Origin of the sequence: Pseudoalteromonas sp. A601 (assembly GCF_002165575.1) — a bacterium.
In the GTDB taxonomy this organism is placed as follows: Bacteria; Pseudomonadota; Gammaproteobacteria; order Enterobacterales; family Alteromonadaceae; genus Pseudoalteromonas.
Genome location: NZ_MXQF01000052.1, coordinates 1 through 17,343 on the forward strand (window position 1 = coordinate 1; position 17,343 = coordinate 17,343).

The following is a 17,343-nucleotide window of genomic DNA, read 5'->3' on the forward strand; positions in this document are numbered from 1 at the left end:
AACGCCAGTCAGCTTAACTGACTGGCATTACCCCTTTCTTGTACTATTTAGCTATACTGAAGCGAATATAAAAATAAATACAACAGGACACACGTGAAGGTATTTCAGTCTAAAATAAGCTCTTTATGCTTTTACGTAGTTCTCTCTGCCGCTTACTTCTTAATCGGCAAATTACTCACGAATTTCGCGTTCCAATCCCAGGTCATTCCTATCTGGTTGCCTGCAGGCATTGCTCTTGTGGGTTGCTTTATTTGGTGGTGGCGATTTATCCCCGCCCTTTTTATTGCCTCAGTTGCATTTAACCTCAGTGCTGGAGAAAGTAGCGTCAGCGATAATGTGCTTGTAGGTAATACACTAAATGAGGTTTTATTAATAGGTTTAGGGGTAGTGGTACAAGCCATGGTAGGGGCTGGCTTGTTAAAGTATTGGCTAGGACACCCTCTTTACCTTAAAACTCGAAAGGCGATCATATTTTTCATATTTATCATTGGCATAGTCGTCAGTCTTATTTCGGCAAATATTGGTGTATACGCCCTAAGTATCTTTAACCCCGCTTACAGCATTAATAATCACTGGAGTAATGTATTGTACTGGTGGCTGGGTGATGCTTTAGGTGTGTTAATAACAACGCCTTTATTACTTGCTTTACTACAAACTAAAAATAAGCGATATAACCTAACCTCCCTCCCTACCATTTTAGTATGCTCGGTATTGCTAGTGTCGGTTGCAATGACGACAAAACTCTATAATCAAGAAAGTAGTTCTAACGCGTTACAAATAGCGAATCGAGAAGCGCTGATCATTGAAAATAGCCTATTTCGCTATTTAAATCGTAGCCAAATTGCAGTACAAAGCCTCGCAAGCCAGATGCAATCTGATCCTAACCTAACATTACAAGAATTTTATAGTTATGCATCAGAGTTACTCGCACAACATGCTTTTATAAAAGCATTGTCTTGGAATGAAAAAATCAGCCAACAACAAATACTTAAACTCCGTAGTGAGTTAAAAGATATTTATCATATGGATATTGAAATCAAAGGTGACCCCTTATCCACAAACGACCCACTTGTAGTGGTAAAGTACATAGCACCTTTTACTCAAAATCAATCTGCACTTGGTTTTAATGTATTCTCGCGTGCCGATAGGCGGCAAACGTTATTAGATCCCAGTATTAAATATCAACCTGTAGGAACTAAAATAATAAAACTGGTGCAAACTGATCAACCTGGGCCAGCTTACTTACTTTTTGCTCCCGTGTTTAAACAAAACAATGATCAAGCGACTATAAAAGGGTATGCAACAGGGGTCTTTCTAGTAAGAAATATCATTGAGCAAGCAATTACCCAAGAGCAAGTCGATATGTTCAATATCGTTATTTATGAAGATAAAGCACACCCTGCTTTTTTTATTAATGGGCAAGAGAGCAATAAAAAGAACGCCATATTTTCAACGGTTGAGATTAACTTTTCTGGGCAAACCTGGCTTATCGACTTAACCATAAAAGATGAATTTATCCCTCATTACACAAATCAACTGACTTTATTTTTACTTGTATTACAGGTCGTTGTTTGTAGCCTTATCCTCATGGTTTTATTGTTGTTTAACCACCAACATATCGCGCTTTCAAGGTTAGTATCGGAGCGCACCCGTTCACTTGAAAATGCGAAACAACAGTCCGATGAAGCCAATAAAGCGAAAAGTCGCTTTTTAGCAAATATGAGTCATGAAATTCGTACACCGTTAAATGCAGTGATTGGTTTTTCAAGTTTAGCGAAAAAAGAAGACAATCTAGAGACTTTAACTCACTACCTTAATCAAATTAATTTAGCATCAAAGTCACTTTTGAACTTAGTTAATGACGTATTAGACATATCTAAAATTGAGTCTCAAAAGCTAGTATTAGAGAGCCGTCCTTTTGACTTGAACGAACTACTAGAACGCATTAATAGTATGTTCAAATCCACAGCTGAAAATAAAGGGATCGGCTGGCATTGCAATAATAATTTACCTCGTGACACATGGTTTGAAGGTGATGCAATGCGGATTGAGCAAATACTCTTAAATTTGTGTAGTAATGCAATTAAGTTTACTCATCAAGGTGAAGTAAGCCTTAATGCAACTGCTTTCAAAGCAACCGGTGATAAAATGAGTATCTCTATCAGTGTAAAAGACAGTGGCATTGGTATCGCAGCATCAGAGCAAGACAAACTTTTTGATGCCTTTACTCAGGCGGATGATTCAACTTCTAGGCGCTTTGGTGGTACAGGCCTTGGTTTAACAATAGCTAAAGAACTTAGTTTTTTGATGTCTGGTGACATTTCTTTGCTCAGTAAAGAAAACGAAGGCTCCACATTTACTTTAAACCTTGAGCTTGTAACGTGCCCAGCACAAAAGAAATTACAACAACTCAAACGCGATAATGATTTAAGTAAGCTAAAAATACTTGTTGCTGAAGATAACTCAGTGAATCAACTCGTAATAAAAGCGATGCTCGACTCGTTAGATATAAAACCGACCTTAGTTGAAAATGGCGAGCTTGCCGTTGAGCAAATAAAAAATAATGAGTTTGATATTATATTAATGGATTGCCAAATGCCGGTGATGGATGGTTATAAAGCCACGGCCTTAATTCGCCAATTTAAAACAATTGAGCAATTGCCTATTATTGCACTTACAGCTGACGTAATGCCTCAAGATAAAGCGCATGCGTTAGCTATTGGCTTTAATCAACACCTTGCAAAACCGCTTGAACTCGATAAGCTAACACAGTGCCTCACTCAATATGTAGATAATAATGAAAATTAAAGGATTTTTCAGCTCACTTGGCTTATTCGTTTCACTTAGTTTTAGTACCTTAGTGCTTGCAGCTAATAATAATTGTGTTGGTCAGTTAACAGATCTCGACTTCATAGTAAAAAGTAAAGAACAAGGTTTACTGCGTTTTACCAAACAACAACCCGAGCAGGTATTTTCATATCAATCTAGCATCAGCTTTTCAGAATATTTAGATTTTGCCTATCAGCATATTACACAAGGAAATCCACGAGCAGAAATGCCATGCCCTGTGCTAACGCCAACCTACCAACAACTTGTGGAGCAAGGTTCACGGCCAGAAAAGGCAAATATTGCCGATATTATTGCACCTTTTGAATTACGCCAACCAAATAACGATAAGGTTGCCTTACTAGTTCATGGCCTAACGGATTCGCCCTTTACTTTTCATGATTTAGCGCAGGTTTATTTTCAGCAAGGTTACAATGTAAGAACCATACTGTTACCCGGCCACGGTACCGCTGCAAACGCACTACGAAACATTAATGCACAACAATGGCAAGATGCCGCTGACTACGCCATAGAACGTACATTAAGCGACTACGAAAGCGTAGTGCTTGGTGGCTATTCTACAGGTGCAGCATTACTGGTTAACTACCTAACTAGTCAACCTGTTGATAAAAAAGTCAAAGCGCTCATGCTCTTTTCTCCTGCAAGCGAGCCTCATAATAAAAATGGTTGGTTAGCAAAATGGATTGATTTAATTCCATTTGTTGATTGGATAGATGAAGACGCTGACATTGACTTTGCCAAGTATGAGTCATTCCCTTGGAATGCTGCTGCCGCTGCAGATGATGCTATGGCAACGATTGAGTTAACAAACATTAAAAAGCGTAGCTTACCTAACATTCCTGTTTTTAGTGTTTTAAGTGATATAGATACCACTATTGATACCCAAGCAACTCTGGCATTACTTAACACACTACACGATAAAAAAGCTCGTCCTAAAAACGCCCTAGACACCCTTATTTTATATGGTGATAAACAAAATATACCAACAAGCTTTGCTAAAGATTACACTATTTATAATCCACAGTGCGCGAATAAAAATTGTAAAAACATTCGTGGAATATCACATATTGCAGTGGTTAATTCACCGAATAACCCACATTATGGCAGTAAAGGGGCTTATCGTAATTGCGGCAGCTACCTTGATGATGAAATACTTTACCAACAATGTAAAACGATAGAGAAACCTAACATAGGTGAACGCACAGCTGATAACTTAGCCCAATATAAACCTTTCCAGCGTTTAACATATAACCCTTATTTTGACGAACTAAGTTATCAAATACAGCAGTTTTTACACGCAGTTGAACAACAATAGAGCCGTTTATGTCACGTTTTCGTCATCATTGGTTTAGCGCTATTAGTGAAATAGATGCCAGCGTTTGGCAGTCTTTTTTTGGCGATAACCCATTTACTGATCACGCCTTTTTATTTGCATTAGAGCAAAGCCAGTCCGTGAGTAAAAGCAGTGGCTGGCAGCCTATGCACTTAGCTATTTACGAAAATGACGAAATCGTCGCGCTCGCACCAGGCTATTTAAAAGGCCATTCTTATGGTGAATATGTATTTGATTGGGCATGGGCAGAAGCCTATCAGCAGCATGGTTTAGCCTATTACCCGAAATGGTTATGTGGCTCACCGTTTAGCCCCATTGAAGGTGAACGCATTGCGATACATGCGAATGATTCAGGTGCTGCGAATGAGTACATTGCACAGCTACTTACCGAACACTGCCAACAAAATGGTTGGTCTGGTTGGCATATTAACTTTTGCCCGAAACAACAAGTTAATGACTTTGTAGACCTTAATGCAATGGCCCGTATCGGTGTGCAATTTCAATGGTTTAATCGCAGCTATAAAAGCTTTACTGACTTTTTACAAAACTTAAACGCCAGAAAGCGCAAAGCAGTCAAAAAAGAACGCAACAAAATCACTCAGCAAGGTATCACGATTAAATGGTTACAAGGCAATCAGATCACGCGCGATGTAGTCAGTCAGTTTTGTGAGTTTTATCAGCGCACATATCTAAAACGCTCTGGCCACATGGGTTATTTAAACCATGAGTTTTTTATTCTACTCCATGCTTTAATGTTAGATAAACTGGTGATCATGCACGCTCTGAAAGACGAAAAAATAATCGCAGCAACGCTGAGCTTTAAAAGTGATGACACCTTATACGGCCGATATTGGGGAGCCAGTGAAGAAGTAGATTGCCTGCATTTTGAGTTGTGTTACTACCAAGGTATTGAGTACTGCATTACCAATGAATTAAATTGCTTTCACTCAGGTGCTCAAGGCGAGCATAAAATAGCACGTGGCTTTGAACCTGTTGTTACGCATTCAATTCACAGCATAATAGACCAAGACTTTAGCCTCGCGATTGCTGATTTTTTAAAGCGAGAACGACGGCACACTCTAGCTTACCAGCAACACTGTGAGACCCTATTACCTTTTAAACGAGATGTTTAAACACTAATAATTGGTTATTAGCAGGCATTTGATTATCACTCAAAAGTGTTAAACCAGCTTGCTGCGCATGTTGAATAATGAGTTCAACGTCGCGAATACCACTTTGACTATCTTGCTGTTTTAAAAACTCATCAAAGCGCTGATTACTATCACTGGTAAATTGGCCTTGATACTTAAATGGGCCATAAATACACAGTATACCCGCAGGCGCTAAATGTTTTTTTACACCTGCAAAGAACTGCTCTACTAATGACCAACTTACAATGTGCAGCGTATTAGCAGTGTAAATAGCCTCCACTTTTTCAACTGGCCAATCATGATTTAAATCTAATGTTAAAGGTGAGTGTAAGTTACTTAGTTTGGCATCATCTAACCACTGTAATATTCCAGCATGATTAATTGGACGGTCACTGGTGTACCACTGCAAATGAGTTAAATGCGTCGCAAAATGCACACTATGCTGCCCCGTTCCCGATCCCACTTCTAACACATTTTGCGTGTCACTTAGGTATTGCTGTAAAACAGCCAAGATAGGCCCTTTATTATTTTCACAAGCTTGAGAAAATGGTTTATTCATTCTTTTTTACGCACCACAATCAGGAATTTATGCACAATAGTAAAGCAAATTTAATTACTTTTGTCGTGTCAAAAAAACGATATTTATTTTTAACACATAAAAATCATGCGGTTATATGTTACTGCTCAAGTTGGTATAGCTTATGCTACAAGTAATGTGAACCCATAAATAGGAGAAGACAATGTATATATCACCCTACACCGCACTCGATGCTGCTATCGCCGCGAGTGAAAAGCCCGTAAGCGAAAAAACAAACTGTGACGAAAGAGCTACCGTAATTGATTTACTATCACAAACAAATCAACTAAATAAGGCTCAGAAAAAGCATGAAACAGATCAAATTTTCATTCTTGGTTATAATTAATACCCTAAAGTTTCGACAAGTTTTACACATTCAAACTTGCACCAAAACCGAATAGCTGTAATGATAACAATTATCGTTACAGCTATTCGGTTTTATTATGCACGAACACCAAGCAATGCTTTATTATCAACAACAAATGAAGTGTATTTGCCAACGTCCAGGACTACATGCCCCCGCTTTAGTTGCAAACTATATTGAAGCTGGCCTCAATGCCGCACGCTATTACGAAAAAAGCCAAAGTGTCTTACTCCAAGAACTCTATTTAAGACGCACTTTCCATGAAATTCTTAACAAAATGTGCGACTCTTTAATTCATTGCGCAATACGTAAGCAATGTTCAGAGCAACTATACAAACCCTTATTGGCGTTAAAACGTTTTTATAGAACCCATAATGGTAACGAAAAATATCTTATCCTTGAACGAGAAGCACGTATTCTCAGTCACGAATTCAACCCTTTTTAGGAGTTTTTATGAGCGAGTATAGAACTGAAACCGACAGCATGGGCGAATTACAAGTACCAGCCGATGCGCTTTACCAAGCACAGACCCAGCGTGCAGTTAATAATTTTAGTATTAGTGGTTTAACCATGCCAAGACAATTTATTACGGCATTGGCATACGTAAAAAAAGCTGCTGCACAAAGCAACTGCGAACTAGGTCATTTAGACAAACAAAAAGCCCAGGCAATAGAACGCGCCTGCCAAGAAATAATTGATGGCCAACATTTAGATCACTTTCCAATTGATGTGTTTCAAACCGGCTCAGGCACCAGTACCAACATGAATGCCAACGAAGTCATTGCAACACTTGCTAGTCGCTATAATGACAATCTAATTCACCCAAATGATGATGTGAATATGGGTCAAAGTTCAAATGATGTGATCCCAACGACTATCGCTGTTAGCAGTGTGATTAATGTTGTTTATGAGCTGTTTCCAGCCCTTGATCAGCTATCACAGATGCTAGAGCGTAAAAAAGCTGAAGTAGGCGATATAGTTAAAACAGGCCGTACTCACCTAATGGATGCAATGCCTGTCACTTTTAGTCAAACTCTAAATACTTGGCAGCATCAAATTGATACCGCTATGGGGGCTATTCGTCATAGCTTAGATGGCGTATCAGCACTTGCACAAGGTGGAACAGCCGTTGGTACTGGTGTAAATGCAGATCCTCAGTTTGCTGAGCAATTTTGTAAAAACTTAAGCACGAATGTAGGCATACGCTTTGTGCCCAGTAAAAACTTTTTCTATAACATTGGCTCACAAGACGCCATTGTTTCATTATCTGGGCAACTAAAAGTGCTCGCTGTCGCACAAATGAAAATAGCCAATGATTTACGTTGGATGAACTCAGGACCACTCGCTGGGCTAGGTGAAATTGAGCTTGAAGCATTACAACCAGGCTCTTCAATTATGCCTGGTAAAGTGAATCCGGTGATCCCAGAAGCTGCGACAATGGTCAGCGCGCAAGTGATTGGTAATGACGCCACGATTACCGTTGCAGGACAATCTGGCAACTTTGAGCTTAATGTCATGCTGCCAGTCATTGCCTATAATATATTGCAAAGTATAGAGTTACTTGCAAATAGTAGTCGCGCTTTAGCTGATAAAGCAATCCGAACATTTAAGGTCAATCAGCCAAACATTGACAAAGCATTGGCAAAGAACCCTATTTTAGTCACAGCCCTAAACCCTGTTATTGGTTATGCAAAAGCAGCTAAAATTGCTAAGCAAGCGTATCAAAGTGGCCAACCGATCATTGATGTAGCAGAGCAAGAAACGCAGCTATCTCGCGCTGACTTGGAAGAATTACTTAATCCCACTAAGCTAACCCAAGGCGGTTTATAACCTACCGATGAAACCCGTTACTTTATTTAAGTAACGGGTTTACCTTTTTGAATGTAATAGTTTTTATTGCTGTGTTATGTGCAAAGTGTATGATAGTGATTACTTGTTAATCACTATAAAGGTTCGTTATGCGCTTTTCATTATGTGTTGTTGTGTTACCTCTTTTTATTGTTGGCTGCTCGGACGCTGCAACAACAGAAGCTGAGCAATTAAAACCAGCCCCCACAGCTTTAACTAAAAATAATCAAAAGGTGGCTATAGGTGATAAAAACAAAGCCGTTTCGAAAGAAGCAATTCAAACAGCCCACGGACAATTAAAAACACTCACAGAAGATCTTAGCTGCGATACTAGCGCACAATGCAAGGTATTGCCTGTAGGGAGCAGAGCCTGCGGCGGGCCAAGCAGCTACCTTGTTTATTCAACTAAAAATAACGATAGTCAGAAAGTTGAACAAGCAGCAAAACATATAACAACCCTCGAAAGCCAATTGAATGCCCAAACCGGCATGGTCAGTATTTGCCAACATTTAACTGCACCAGCAGCGCAGTGTAGTAGCAATAAATGTGTTAAAGTTGCTGGTAATGCAACAAGTGTTTATTAAAGGAATTAATATGAAGTGCGTTTCATATTCTAGAGCGCTGGCAATTGCAGCCGGCCTATTTATTATTACTGGCTGTGAAAGTACGTTTGATACTAGTTCATCAAGCCCTGCAAGTTTGGCTAAAGCAAACAATGCATTATCTAAACTAGTTGAAGATACCAGCTGTACAGCGAGCTTTCAGTGTAAAGTTCTTGAAGTAGGTCAACGAGCGTGTGGCGGGCCTAGCAGATACTTAGTATATTCAGCTTTAAATACTGAGCAAGAAGCTGCTGAACAGTTAGCTCAACAAGTGACTGAGCAAGAAGCACTTGATAATCAAGCGAGTGGAGCAAGCGATTGCTCACCGGTTTTACCAGTACAAGCTCTGTGTATTAATCAACAATGCCAAGCATTTGAAATTAAATAACGCTTTTCTTACTGCGCTAAACCATCAAGGGGATTAGCGCTGATATTACTAATACACCAACAATACACACACCTGCTTTAAATATATGCTGCATTGGCATTTGCTTTTTTACCCAGTAAGCGTAAATAAATCGCACAAAGTAACTCGCAGCAGTACCAAATAAAGCGAAAATAATTAAATAAGCGATTAAAACAATATTCACGGCAACTCATTTTTTATTAGGGTATGAGCCCTCAGTGTAAGGGCTTATATTTAAGAAGGCAAAACTGCAGCTACTTTTTATTACAGTGGGCAATAAGTAACTCAGCGACTTGTTGCTTAACTGCTCGTTTATCATCGACCGGAACACCAAAGCGTTCAGCTAGTAATGCAATTTCCTCATCATTGAGATTAAATGACAATCGTTGACGCGTTTTTTTTGATTTAACATCGAGCGCTAAAATTTTACGGATCATATCTGAAGGTGTTAGCTCCTGATCAATCGCCTGCTTTTTTATCGACTTTTGCACTTCGCTGCTTAAATCAAAGGCCATTTGCGTTGCCCTTACAGCTTGCTCTTGGCGTTGCCATTTAGCCTTTGCATCACTCACTTTGCATCTCCAGGGAATAAATCCACAATATCGGAGATTGGTCTAGTCAGTGTAAGAGATACCTCAGTTTCACCACCATCCCAAATTTCAATATTTAAGCTGTGGCTTTCATCGTCAGAGGCTAAGCATATCATCTCACAGGGCTCGCCACCTTCTTGCTCATATCGCGGTAATGGCTGCTTGCGATAATCTTGCTTATGAAAATAACAAACATACGGCGATTCACTTTGCTGGTAACTTTTACCTAAAAACTGCATAAAGCGCTCGGGTGTATTCTTCACTTCTATAAAGGTGAGAGACTCTTCGTCAAAAATACGTGCAAACTCGTCGAGGGTAAAAATATCATCTACTTCATCTCGTTGAATCTTTATTGAGAAATTAGCCCACTGCTCGCCATCTTCCATTTCAATTTGTAAAAAAACAACTTGCCCGCTGTTAGTCTCTAAAACAAACTCGGTATCGCTACTGTGCTGATATTGATAGGTTTGCACGTCAATCACCCGCACCGTTTGTCCTTTTAACCAACTAGGGTAAGCAAACGAATCAATGATGCTTAGCATATCGCCTTTTTTCAGTTCACTAGCATGAGTTAATTGACGTTCTGGGGCTTTTTTAGATTTAAAGAAATTAAACATAGACTGCCTCTTAAGCAAAAAAGGTAACGCGCTGTGCTGCGTTACCTTTTAAAATTTATAGCTGATGATTAGCCGTTTTGTTTAGCTTTAATGCGCGCTAATATATCTGCACTTTTCGGGCTGCTATCACCAATACCTGCTTCAGCCATTTTAGCTTTTAAATCGCCGCCACTGGTTTCAGCTTCAAGTTCTTTTGCAGCACCAAGTTGGTCGCTACGATCCTGTTGGCGCTTTTTAATACGCTCAAGCGATTGACGAGCATTGGTCATCGACGAGCTATTAGTATTCAATGTGCTATTAACAGCCATAGTCGCTTGTTGCACGCTTTCTGTGGTTTTAACCATAGTAAGCTGACGTTGATTTTCTTTAATCGACTTTTCAGCATCTTTTACTTGCTGCTTTAATGTCACGATGTGATTACTGAAACCTGCCAACACTTGCTCGTGTTCAGCTTTTTCGTTTTCGAAGTCGCCAATTTTTTCAGCAATTTCTAAAGCAAGTGCTTCGTTACCTTTTTCAAGCGCTTGACCTGCATAGGCTTCGTGCTCAGCAATTGAGGCATCAAGTGCACTTAAAGCACGCTTAGTTTGCATTTCTTTAGCCATAACTTCTGTTAAGCTTTTTTTAGCGCGTTGCAGTGCGTTTTGCGCATCAGCAATCTCTTGCTCAAATATACGGATACCATTAGCATCAACGATTGCTTCACCGGCTTCACGCGCACCGCCACGAACTGCTGTAAATAATTTCTTTAATATACTCATAATCTTAACTCCACTTAAAATAGCTAACTGTTATTTAATTGCACTGATAAATGAGATATTAATCATTCAAATACAAAGTAACAGCTTCTAGGGCATCGATAGCGTTGTCGGCTAATGTTACTAACTCATGGGTGATGTCATCAAATGATGAGTTCACCGACAGAGCGCCAAAAATTGCATATTTGTCGTCAATTTTGGCAAATGCACTCAATGGAATTGGCACATTCAAGCGTAATAACGTTTCGTTTAGCTCATTACGTAAATCTGGTTTTACTTCGTCATCTGCAAACAAGTAGCTAATACATAACAATTGCTCTTGTGTTTGCGTAACAAAAATTGGAAGTTCATCATTTCCATCAACAATAACTTGTAACACATCTTGCTCGTCTTGGTTGGCGATCAAGAAAGATTCAAAATTAGCGCCTTCAGTTTCAAAAGATGCTAGCTTTATTGAAAGTTCGTTTAATTCCATGTCTCTGCCTTTTTGCTATCTGACATATTATGTCTGAGTTAAGATTCGCACGAGCGACATATTATGTCAACCCTATTTTATTAATTTTTATACAATTCGCTTTCTACTTGCCATGCACTACGGTAATAATCATACAAAGTACCTGACCCTAATCTATTGACTTCAATATCTTTTATTTGTTCAAAGTAGCTGTTTGGAAAAGCGAATGTTGCCAGTAAATATTTTTGACTGATCCACCTTGAAGTAACAGGCAGACTCGTAATATCTTGTATTCGTGCACTGGCTGATTTGCCATTCGTGGTAGCTATTGTCCACCCCCACTGTCCAAATGACGGAATATTTTGTTGATACTGTTCAACATGTTTAAAGCCCGCCGCTTTGACTGTTTTACCTATACTTAAAAATGCTTTTTTTGCATGATACGGTGAAGTCGATTGCACAGCCATTGCACCATCTGCTGCAAGTAGCTGGCGAATATGGTTATAAAAGTAATCACTGTACATTTTGTTTAGATCTGGGTGATTAGGATCCGGCAAGTCGATAATAATCGTATCGAACCGCTTACCTTGATCAAGTAATCGTTCCACCTCTATAAATGCATCACCTACAACCACGTTCGCTCTAGGATCATTCATCGAATCGGCGTTCAATTTAGTTAATCGACTAACTATATGTGCAGGCGCATTAAATACCTCATCACGATGACCAAATAAATTAAGTAGCTGAGCGTCAAGGTCTATTAACGTCACCTCATCAACTGGCCACTTAAGTACATCACGCATCGCTAAGCCGTCACCGCCTCCAATGATTAATACCTTATCATGGCGGTTAGATGCTAATAGCGCAGGGTAGACCAACATAGAGTGATAGATTTGTTCATCAACACTTGAAAATTGCAAACGACCATTTAAGTAAAGGTCAGTTATTGGGTCTGGTTGATTACGGCTTAAACGCTCAGTTAAAACGAGATGCTGGTATTTAGTTGCTTCAGAATAGATAACCTTATCTTTATACAGCACGTTGCTTAAGTCTTTCATCCAACTACTACCCAATACTAAGATAAAGCCGAATAAAACTAACAGCGCTACATGGCATACTAAAAGTAATTTAGCAAAGCGTACATAGCTGTGATAACGCCATAAAAATGCCAGGCCAGCAATTATATTAAAAAGAGCTGTCCATGCCGCAGCTTGCATTATGGGCATAGCAAGCATAATACTTACCCAAATAGCCGCACCTATCCCTGCGCCGATATAGTCTGCGCCATAAATTGTCCCTGCGTTGTTTTCTAAAAATCGCCCATATACATGTTGACGAATTCGGGCAATAAGCGGTATTTCCATGCCGATTAATAAACCAAGTAACAAACCGAATACATAGGGAAGAAAACGTGACCACTCTTGCAGCTTTTGAAAAACATAGCCATTTAATATAGTGTCGGCGGGAAGGTTAAAAATTTCTGAAAATATATGCGGTAATGAATAACTCACAGCAATCACGCTAGCAATGGCTAAAATACAGCCCATACCAACTAACGCAATAAGGCTTTCAAGCCATGCAAAAGCAGTAAATGGATCCTTAAACCAACGAGCTAAAAATGCCCCCATCCCCATTGCGACTATCATAGTACCAATCATGGCATAAATAGCGCTTTCAACCGAACCTAGTACACGCCCAGCATAATGTGATAAGAGGTATTCATAAATAAGGCCGCACCCAGCAAGTACGGCCATAACAGTTATTAATAAAAAATCATGCCCAAGTAAGGCGTGCTTACTTGGGGCCGTTGTTGTGTGTGACAAATCTTATGCGCCTAATAACGTAGCCATCGTAATACCTACTGCAAACGATATTGCAGCCGAAATTGTTGCTACGCCAACATTCTTTTGACGATTAACTTCGTCAGAAATATCACAACCCGCTAGGATTATTTTTATCGTTATTAAATGTAATAAGATAAAAGCAATTAAGCACACAACCGCACTAATAGCCCAATACACTAGGCTAGCATTAATACTGTCTGCAACATAAGGCGCGATACCTGAAGCCGCAGTAATAGCAAGTGCACTACCAATTAAAAAGCCAGCGTAACGTATTCCAACAGCTAAATTGCCATCAACAATCGCTTGCTGTAAACAATCACCACTGCGATTAGTGCGTTTAAATAACTGCACACGATATTGACTAACAAGTGACAGAGCTAGACTACCAATGATGAATGCTGCAATAACAATCGGTATGCCATGCCATCCTTCAGTTGCAACCCAAAATAACGCTGAACGAATCACTATTGCTACACTCACAACATGACCAAAATCGATGATTGCAGCAGTGGCATTACCTTTAACTATTTCGTCATGTAGACTCACTTTGCGTAGTGCTACTTTATCTTGAAAGAAGTGACCTAGTTTTATTAGTACTATTGCCAACACGCCGTAGGCTAGCATTTGCAGTGCTTCTAGTTGTAGGGTCGCAGCAAATGCACCGCTACTTACACCAGTGAGTACAATTGCCAACGCAACCAGACCCGCCGCAAAACTAATACCAAAGGCGAAGTTATCACGCTCTGTGATTTCATCATTGGCATGTAAGTTAGATACCCAGCCTTTAATAAATTTAAGACTGACAAATAAAGCGATAATAATTGCAAAATCAATTGCCAACGCTTGCAGAGACCACATAGTTATTCCATTAAATTCGTACATATTCTTTTAACTCCAACACTTAATTCTTTACGAGGCAGTTTATTTACCGCGGCTAACACCACGAGAAGTGCGACTATTACTATTTCTTACCGACCCAGAGCTATTACTGTAGCTGCTCGTTTTTGAGTAACTACTCTTGCTTTTCGGTGGTGTGTAACTGCTACGACTAAGCCCTGAAGCACCCGTTTTTTTCGTGGCGTACGGACTAGTAAATTGCTTCCCCTGACGCTGATAAGACTGACGAGTTCTCGTTTCAACTGCCGTTTGTGCTTTCATTTGTTTAGGGCTAGTGTAACGCGCTCTACCATAATCATTGTAATAACTGTACTTACGGCGCTTACTCCAACTACCATATTCAACACGGTCAAATACATCACCTAAAATACGGTACATGCCATACCACTGCCAAAAACTAATACCATTACTATTAGTTTGCCAGTTACCGTAATTTGGGTTACCAACTAATTGATTGCCTTCACCAGCACCCTCAGCCTGTTGGCTTATAGCCCCAACACGAGCAAGTGAACCACCTGACATATCAGCTAGCATATTGATAGGATCAGTCAGTGCATCAGAAAACAAAGTGGGTTTTGCTGCATCTCTTAATAAATCTAAGTTGCGTAATGTTTCTTCATAAGGCGGTATAAGGTGCGTGCTTTTAATATCAGCTAAGCGTTGCTGTAAGCCAGAATAAAGCGCACCATTTCGCGTTGCATCTTGAGCCATTACAGAAGCAATTTGCGATAACTGGGGTTTTTCATTACTAAGTATACGAGCATACTCAGTTAACAAAACAGCGTTTCTAATTGAACCACTATCTAAGGCTTTACCAAGCCCATCTAGTTCAACCTCTGCTTTAGTTATAGATTGTTGAATTGTTTGTTGTAACTGCTCTTCTTTCGATTGGCAGCCCATAAGCAAGCTTATCAAACAAAACAGGCTTATAAGTTTCCAAGCTTTTATATCCGACATTCATGTCACCTGATTTACTAAATTAACTCTGCTAGTTTTACACAGCTCAGTTATTAAACCAAGAATGAAATTGCAACAAGATAATATTTTCTAAGGGTCAAAACCTATGTTTTACTGCACTCAACTTTTAATTAGCTAGATGACAACTAGAAGGTGACACGAGCTCCCCCTCATAGCCGACAAACACTCTATACGATAACCACTCTCACAAATTTGAAGCCTCTGCTTTTCTGCTTTATAAACATAAGCTCAGCGAGTTAATCTAGTAATGGTTTTTGCAATTTAGTTGGATGCCCTCTCATTTGAATTTACAAAAGTGCTCAATTAAAAATGGATACTTAAACGTACAAATATTCATTACATAGTATGGCCTAGCTAACCAGATTGAATAATTTGTTCTTAGTACATTGACAATGTTGCCTCATTAAAACAATGTAAAAAAGGTACAAGATAGAAGGTGAAGAACTCTCCGATTATATAATAAGGAATTTTTAATGAAGAAAATGTCTATTACCGCTTTTCTAATGTCTTCGCTATTTTTAAGCAGTCAAACAATTGTTCATAGAGTTGAAGCAACTGGTACTTTCCATTATTCAACACCAAATAGAATAGAAAGTATAACTTTTAACTACACAACTAACTAATTAACACCTTAGACTCCAAATTTAATCAAAGGAGTCTATTTTCGTTTAGAGGGTCAATAGTATGGATATACCTGATATCAAGAGAAGTTTGTTAAATGCGAGAAAAGCTTTTCCTCAGCCACAATCTGACCCCAAAAAAAGTAAGGCTATAGAAATACACGCATCAGTTTCTTCATTAGCGTCGAAATTAAGTAAAGCCAAAAGCTCTATTGATATTTCTAAATTAAGTCAGCAAAATTTATCTCTACATAAGGAAATACTCTCTTCAAATGCAGAAATAAATAGTGATGAGATTGCCACAGCAAAATGGGAATTTGAACATTTATCCCAATCAAAACTTGAGACGATAGCATTAGACACAAGTAATACATTTAGTAGCTCAGAGAGAGTAGCTGCATATGAAAGATGGCACACACTTGATCAGCAAAACCTATCAAACCTAAAACGAGACAGCCTTAAATACGAAAGTAACGTTACCGCACTAGCATCATTTGAAGAATTACTATCATCCCATACGAACTCTTTTTCTTCTTTTAGTAAAGCGATGGTTTCCGATGAATATAGCTCGCAAGTAACATCACAGTTCGAGTCTATTTTAGATGAACGGGATTTAGAAAAAAGCAAAAATATAAGCCGGTCTGAGCATTATTATGAAACTATGGTGACGGATATTTTTGGTGGTACTGAATCAGAAATTTTAAGCGGCACTGATGGGATGTCCTTATCTAACTTAATGCGAAGTTCTTATGAGTTTTTGACACAAGGAGATAGAGAACAATTAGCTGATATCTATGAATATGCTGATAATAATAATATAAATTTTAAGTATATACGTCAGTTTGCCAGTGATCTTGGTGGTTACAGAATGCATGACGATGGGAAGTTACTTAGTAATTTTAATAATGGCCACTTCAACGGTGAAGGATACCAGCTTGCTGTCAGCTTTACGGATAAAGATCAAGCTACCATAAATAATATCCTTGATAGTCAGAAAAAACTATCTTCATCTGATATAGATGAGGGGTTCATTTCGTTTATGACTGAGCCAGGCTTAAGTGCATTGTCTCATCGGGGTAGTTACCAATTTTTACAACATCTGATAGAAATAAAAGCGGGAATAGAGCCAAGTCTTTCAACTGAAAATTTTAAGGTTTTTGAAGGCTTTTCAGGGGTTGATGATCGATATGTTATCACGACTTCTGATAAGCGGCTAATTAGGCCAGAACCTGATGTTATTTGTAAAAATGGTACCTGTGAAGTAACCGAAAAAGGTCTTAAAAACAATGTTACTTTAGAGGAAAATAAAGGTAATCCAATATTAGATCTTAAATCTAACTCAATAAGCTCCCTTTTAGAACTAAGAGTGAACAATACAACCGAAAATAACACTTTATTTCAATGGCTTGCTGATTGAAGTCAAATTTATTTTAATACCAAACACATTTAATTGATGA

General features: G+C 38.9%; 18 protein-coding genes. 9 read left to right on the plus strand and 9 right to left on the minus strand.

Annotated elements, in window-relative coordinates; translation table 11 throughout:
- The first annotated feature begins 93 nt into the window (after nt 1-93).
- Genes B5G52_RS20825 through B5G52_RS20835 form a run of 3 tightly spaced genes read left to right on the plus strand, consistent with a single transcriptional unit; the run spans nt 94 to nt 5,313 of the window.
- On the plus strand, nt 94-2,808 hold the full coding sequence (locus B5G52_RS20825) for an ATP-binding protein (RefSeq protein WP_087534545.1): 2,715 nt from the start codon (nt 94-96) through the stop codon (nt 2,806-2,808).
- On the plus strand, nt 2,798-4,162 hold the full coding sequence (locus B5G52_RS20830) for a carboxylesterase (protein WP_087534546.1): 1,365 nt from the start codon (nt 2,798-2,800) through the stop codon (nt 4,160-4,162). The genes B5G52_RS20825 and B5G52_RS20830 overlap by 11 nt, the downstream gene beginning before the upstream one ends.
- An 8-nt stretch (nt 4,163-4,170) precedes the next feature.
- Complete coding sequence (locus tag B5G52_RS20835) at nt 4,171-5,313, plus strand: GNAT family N-acetyltransferase (protein WP_087534547.1); 1,143 nt, start codon at nt 4,171-4,173, stop codon at nt 5,311-5,313.
- Here the strand turns inward: B5G52_RS20835 and B5G52_RS20840 are convergent.
- Complete coding sequence (locus B5G52_RS20840; protein WP_087534548.1) at nt 5,297-5,890, minus strand: DUF938 domain-containing protein; 594 nt, start codon at nt 5,888-5,890, stop codon at nt 5,297-5,299. The two genes, B5G52_RS20835 and B5G52_RS20840, sit on opposite strands and share 17 nt — an antisense overlap.
- Nucleotides 5,891-6,071: 181 nt before the next feature.
- Here B5G52_RS20840 and B5G52_RS20845 point away from each other — a divergent pair, with 181 nt between their 5' ends.
- The 5 genes from B5G52_RS20845 (at nt 6,072) to B5G52_RS20865 (ending at nt 9,110) form a co-directional block, all read left to right on the plus strand.
- A complete protein-coding gene (locus B5G52_RS20845; RefSeq protein WP_087534549.1) occupies nt 6,072-6,254 on the plus strand; it encodes a hypothetical protein in 183 nt (60 codons plus the stop codon).
- A 97-nt stretch (nt 6,255-6,351) separates the two neighbouring features.
- On the plus strand, nt 6,352-6,717 hold the full coding sequence (locus B5G52_RS20850; protein ID WP_254911261.1) for a hypothetical protein: 366 nt from the start codon (nt 6,352-6,354) through the stop codon (nt 6,715-6,717).
- Nucleotides 6,718-6,725: 8 nt separating this feature from the next.
- Complete coding sequence (locus B5G52_RS20855) at nt 6,726-8,102, plus strand: aspartate ammonia-lyase (protein WP_087534550.1); 1,377 nt, start codon at nt 6,726-6,728, stop codon at nt 8,100-8,102.
- A gap of 128 nt (nt 8,103-8,230) precedes the next feature.
- Nucleotides 8,231-8,704 carry a hypothetical protein gene (locus B5G52_RS20860; RefSeq protein WP_087534551.1) on the plus strand — a complete coding sequence of 158 codons (474 nt, stop codon included), beginning with the start codon at nt 8,231-8,233 and terminating at the stop codon, nt 8,702-8,704.
- A gap of 10 nt (nt 8,705-8,714) precedes the next feature.
- Entirely contained in the window at nt 8,715-9,110 is a 396-nt protein-coding gene (locus B5G52_RS20865; protein ID WP_087534562.1) for a hypothetical protein, read from the plus strand.
- Nucleotides 9,111-9,126: 16 nt separating this feature from the next.
- On the opposite strand, the gene B5G52_RS20870 is transcribed toward B5G52_RS20865, so the two are convergent.
- The 8 genes from B5G52_RS20870 to B5G52_RS20905 form a co-directional block, all read right to left on the minus strand.
- Nucleotides 9,127-9,312, minus strand: a complete 186-nt coding sequence (locus tag B5G52_RS20870) for a hypothetical protein (RefSeq protein ID WP_087534552.1) — start codon at nt 9,310-9,312, stop codon at nt 9,127-9,129.
- Between the two features lie 70 nt (nt 9,313-9,382).
- A complete protein-coding gene (locus B5G52_RS20875; RefSeq protein WP_087534553.1) occupies nt 9,383-9,700 on the minus strand; it encodes a hypothetical protein in 318 nt (105 codons plus the stop codon).
- Entirely contained in the window at nt 9,697-10,335 is a 639-nt protein-coding gene (locus tag B5G52_RS20880) for a DUF4178 domain-containing protein (RefSeq protein WP_087534554.1), read from the minus strand. The genes B5G52_RS20875 and B5G52_RS20880 overlap by 4 nt, the downstream gene beginning before the upstream one ends.
- 68 nt (nt 10,336-10,403) lie before the next feature.
- On the minus strand, nt 10,404-11,096 hold the full coding sequence (locus tag B5G52_RS20885; protein ID WP_087534555.1) for a PspA/IM30 family protein: 693 nt from the start codon (nt 11,094-11,096) through the stop codon (nt 10,404-10,406).
- Between the two features lie 58 nt (nt 11,097-11,154).
- Complete coding sequence (locus B5G52_RS20890; protein ID WP_087534556.1) at nt 11,155-11,568, minus strand: YjfI family protein; 414 nt, start codon at nt 11,566-11,568, stop codon at nt 11,155-11,157.
- An 80-nt stretch (nt 11,569-11,648) separates the two neighbouring features.
- On the minus strand, nt 11,649-13,370 hold the full coding sequence (locus tag B5G52_RS20895; RefSeq protein WP_087534557.1) for a polyamine aminopropyltransferase: 1,722 nt from the start codon (nt 13,368-13,370) through the stop codon (nt 11,649-11,651).
- A 3-nt stretch (nt 13,371-13,373) separates the two neighbouring features.
- Nucleotides 13,374-14,273, minus strand: a complete 900-nt coding sequence (locus B5G52_RS20900) for a DUF350 domain-containing protein (RefSeq protein ID WP_087534558.1) — start codon at nt 14,271-14,273, stop codon at nt 13,374-13,376.
- Nucleotides 14,274-14,312: 39 nt separating this feature from the next.
- Nucleotides 14,313-15,245, minus strand: a complete 933-nt coding sequence (locus B5G52_RS20905; RefSeq protein WP_087534559.1) for a hypothetical protein — start codon at nt 15,243-15,245, stop codon at nt 14,313-14,315.
- A gap of 705 nt (nt 15,246-15,950) precedes the next feature.
- On the opposite strand from B5G52_RS20905, the gene B5G52_RS20910 reads away from it, so the two are divergent.
- Complete coding sequence (locus B5G52_RS20910) at nt 15,951-17,303, plus strand: hypothetical protein (protein WP_087534560.1); 1,353 nt, start codon at nt 15,951-15,953, stop codon at nt 17,301-17,303.
- The last annotated feature ends 40 nt before the right edge of the window (nt 17,304-17,343 follow it).

What these genes read in the sequence shown, in the direction of transcription:
- B5G52_RS20830 (WP_087534546.1), top strand. Translation starts at nt 2,798, where the DNA reads ATGAAAATTAAAGGATTTTTCAGCTCACTTGGCTTATTCGTTTCACTT.
- B5G52_RS20865 (WP_087534562.1), top strand. Translation starts at nt 8,715, where the DNA reads ATGAAGTGCGTTTCATATTCTAGAGCGCTGGCAATTGCAGCCGGCCTA.
- B5G52_RS20835 (WP_087534547.1), top strand. Translation starts at nt 4,171, where the DNA reads ATGTCACGTTTTCGTCATCATTGGTTTAGCGCTATTAGTGAAATAGAT.
- B5G52_RS20885 (WP_087534555.1), bottom strand. Translation starts at nt 11,096, where the DNA reads ATGAGTATATTAAAGAAATTATTTACAGCAGTTCGTGGCGGTGCGCGT.
- B5G52_RS20900 (WP_087534558.1), bottom strand. Translation starts at nt 14,273, where the DNA reads ATGTACGAATTTAATGGAATAACTATGTGGTCTCTGCAAGCGTTGGCA.
- B5G52_RS20840 (WP_087534548.1), bottom strand. Translation starts at nt 5,890, where the DNA reads ATGAATAAACCATTTTCTCAAGCTTGTGAAAATAATAAAGGGCCTATC.
- B5G52_RS20910 (WP_087534560.1), top strand. Translation starts at nt 15,951, where the DNA reads ATGGATATACCTGATATCAAGAGAAGTTTGTTAAATGCGAGAAAAGCT.
- B5G52_RS20890 (WP_087534556.1), bottom strand. Translation starts at nt 11,568, where the DNA reads ATGGAATTAAACGAACTTTCAATAAAGCTAGCATCTTTTGAAACTGAA.
- B5G52_RS20850 (WP_254911261.1), top strand. Translation starts at nt 6,352, where the DNA reads ATGCACGAACACCAAGCAATGCTTTATTATCAACAACAAATGAAGTGT.
- B5G52_RS20905 (WP_087534559.1), bottom strand. Translation starts at nt 15,245, where the DNA reads ATGTCGGATATAAAAGCTTGGAAACTTATAAGCCTGTTTTGTTTGATA.
- B5G52_RS20855 (WP_087534550.1), top strand. Translation starts at nt 6,726, where the DNA reads ATGAGCGAGTATAGAACTGAAACCGACAGCATGGGCGAATTACAAGTA.
- B5G52_RS20860 (WP_087534551.1), top strand. Translation starts at nt 8,231, where the DNA reads ATGCGCTTTTCATTATGTGTTGTTGTGTTACCTCTTTTTATTGTTGGC.
- B5G52_RS20845 (WP_087534549.1), top strand. Translation starts at nt 6,072, where the DNA reads ATGTATATATCACCCTACACCGCACTCGATGCTGCTATCGCCGCGAGT.
- B5G52_RS20880 (WP_087534554.1), bottom strand. Translation starts at nt 10,335, where the DNA reads ATGTTTAATTTCTTTAAATCTAAAAAAGCCCCAGAACGTCAATTAACT.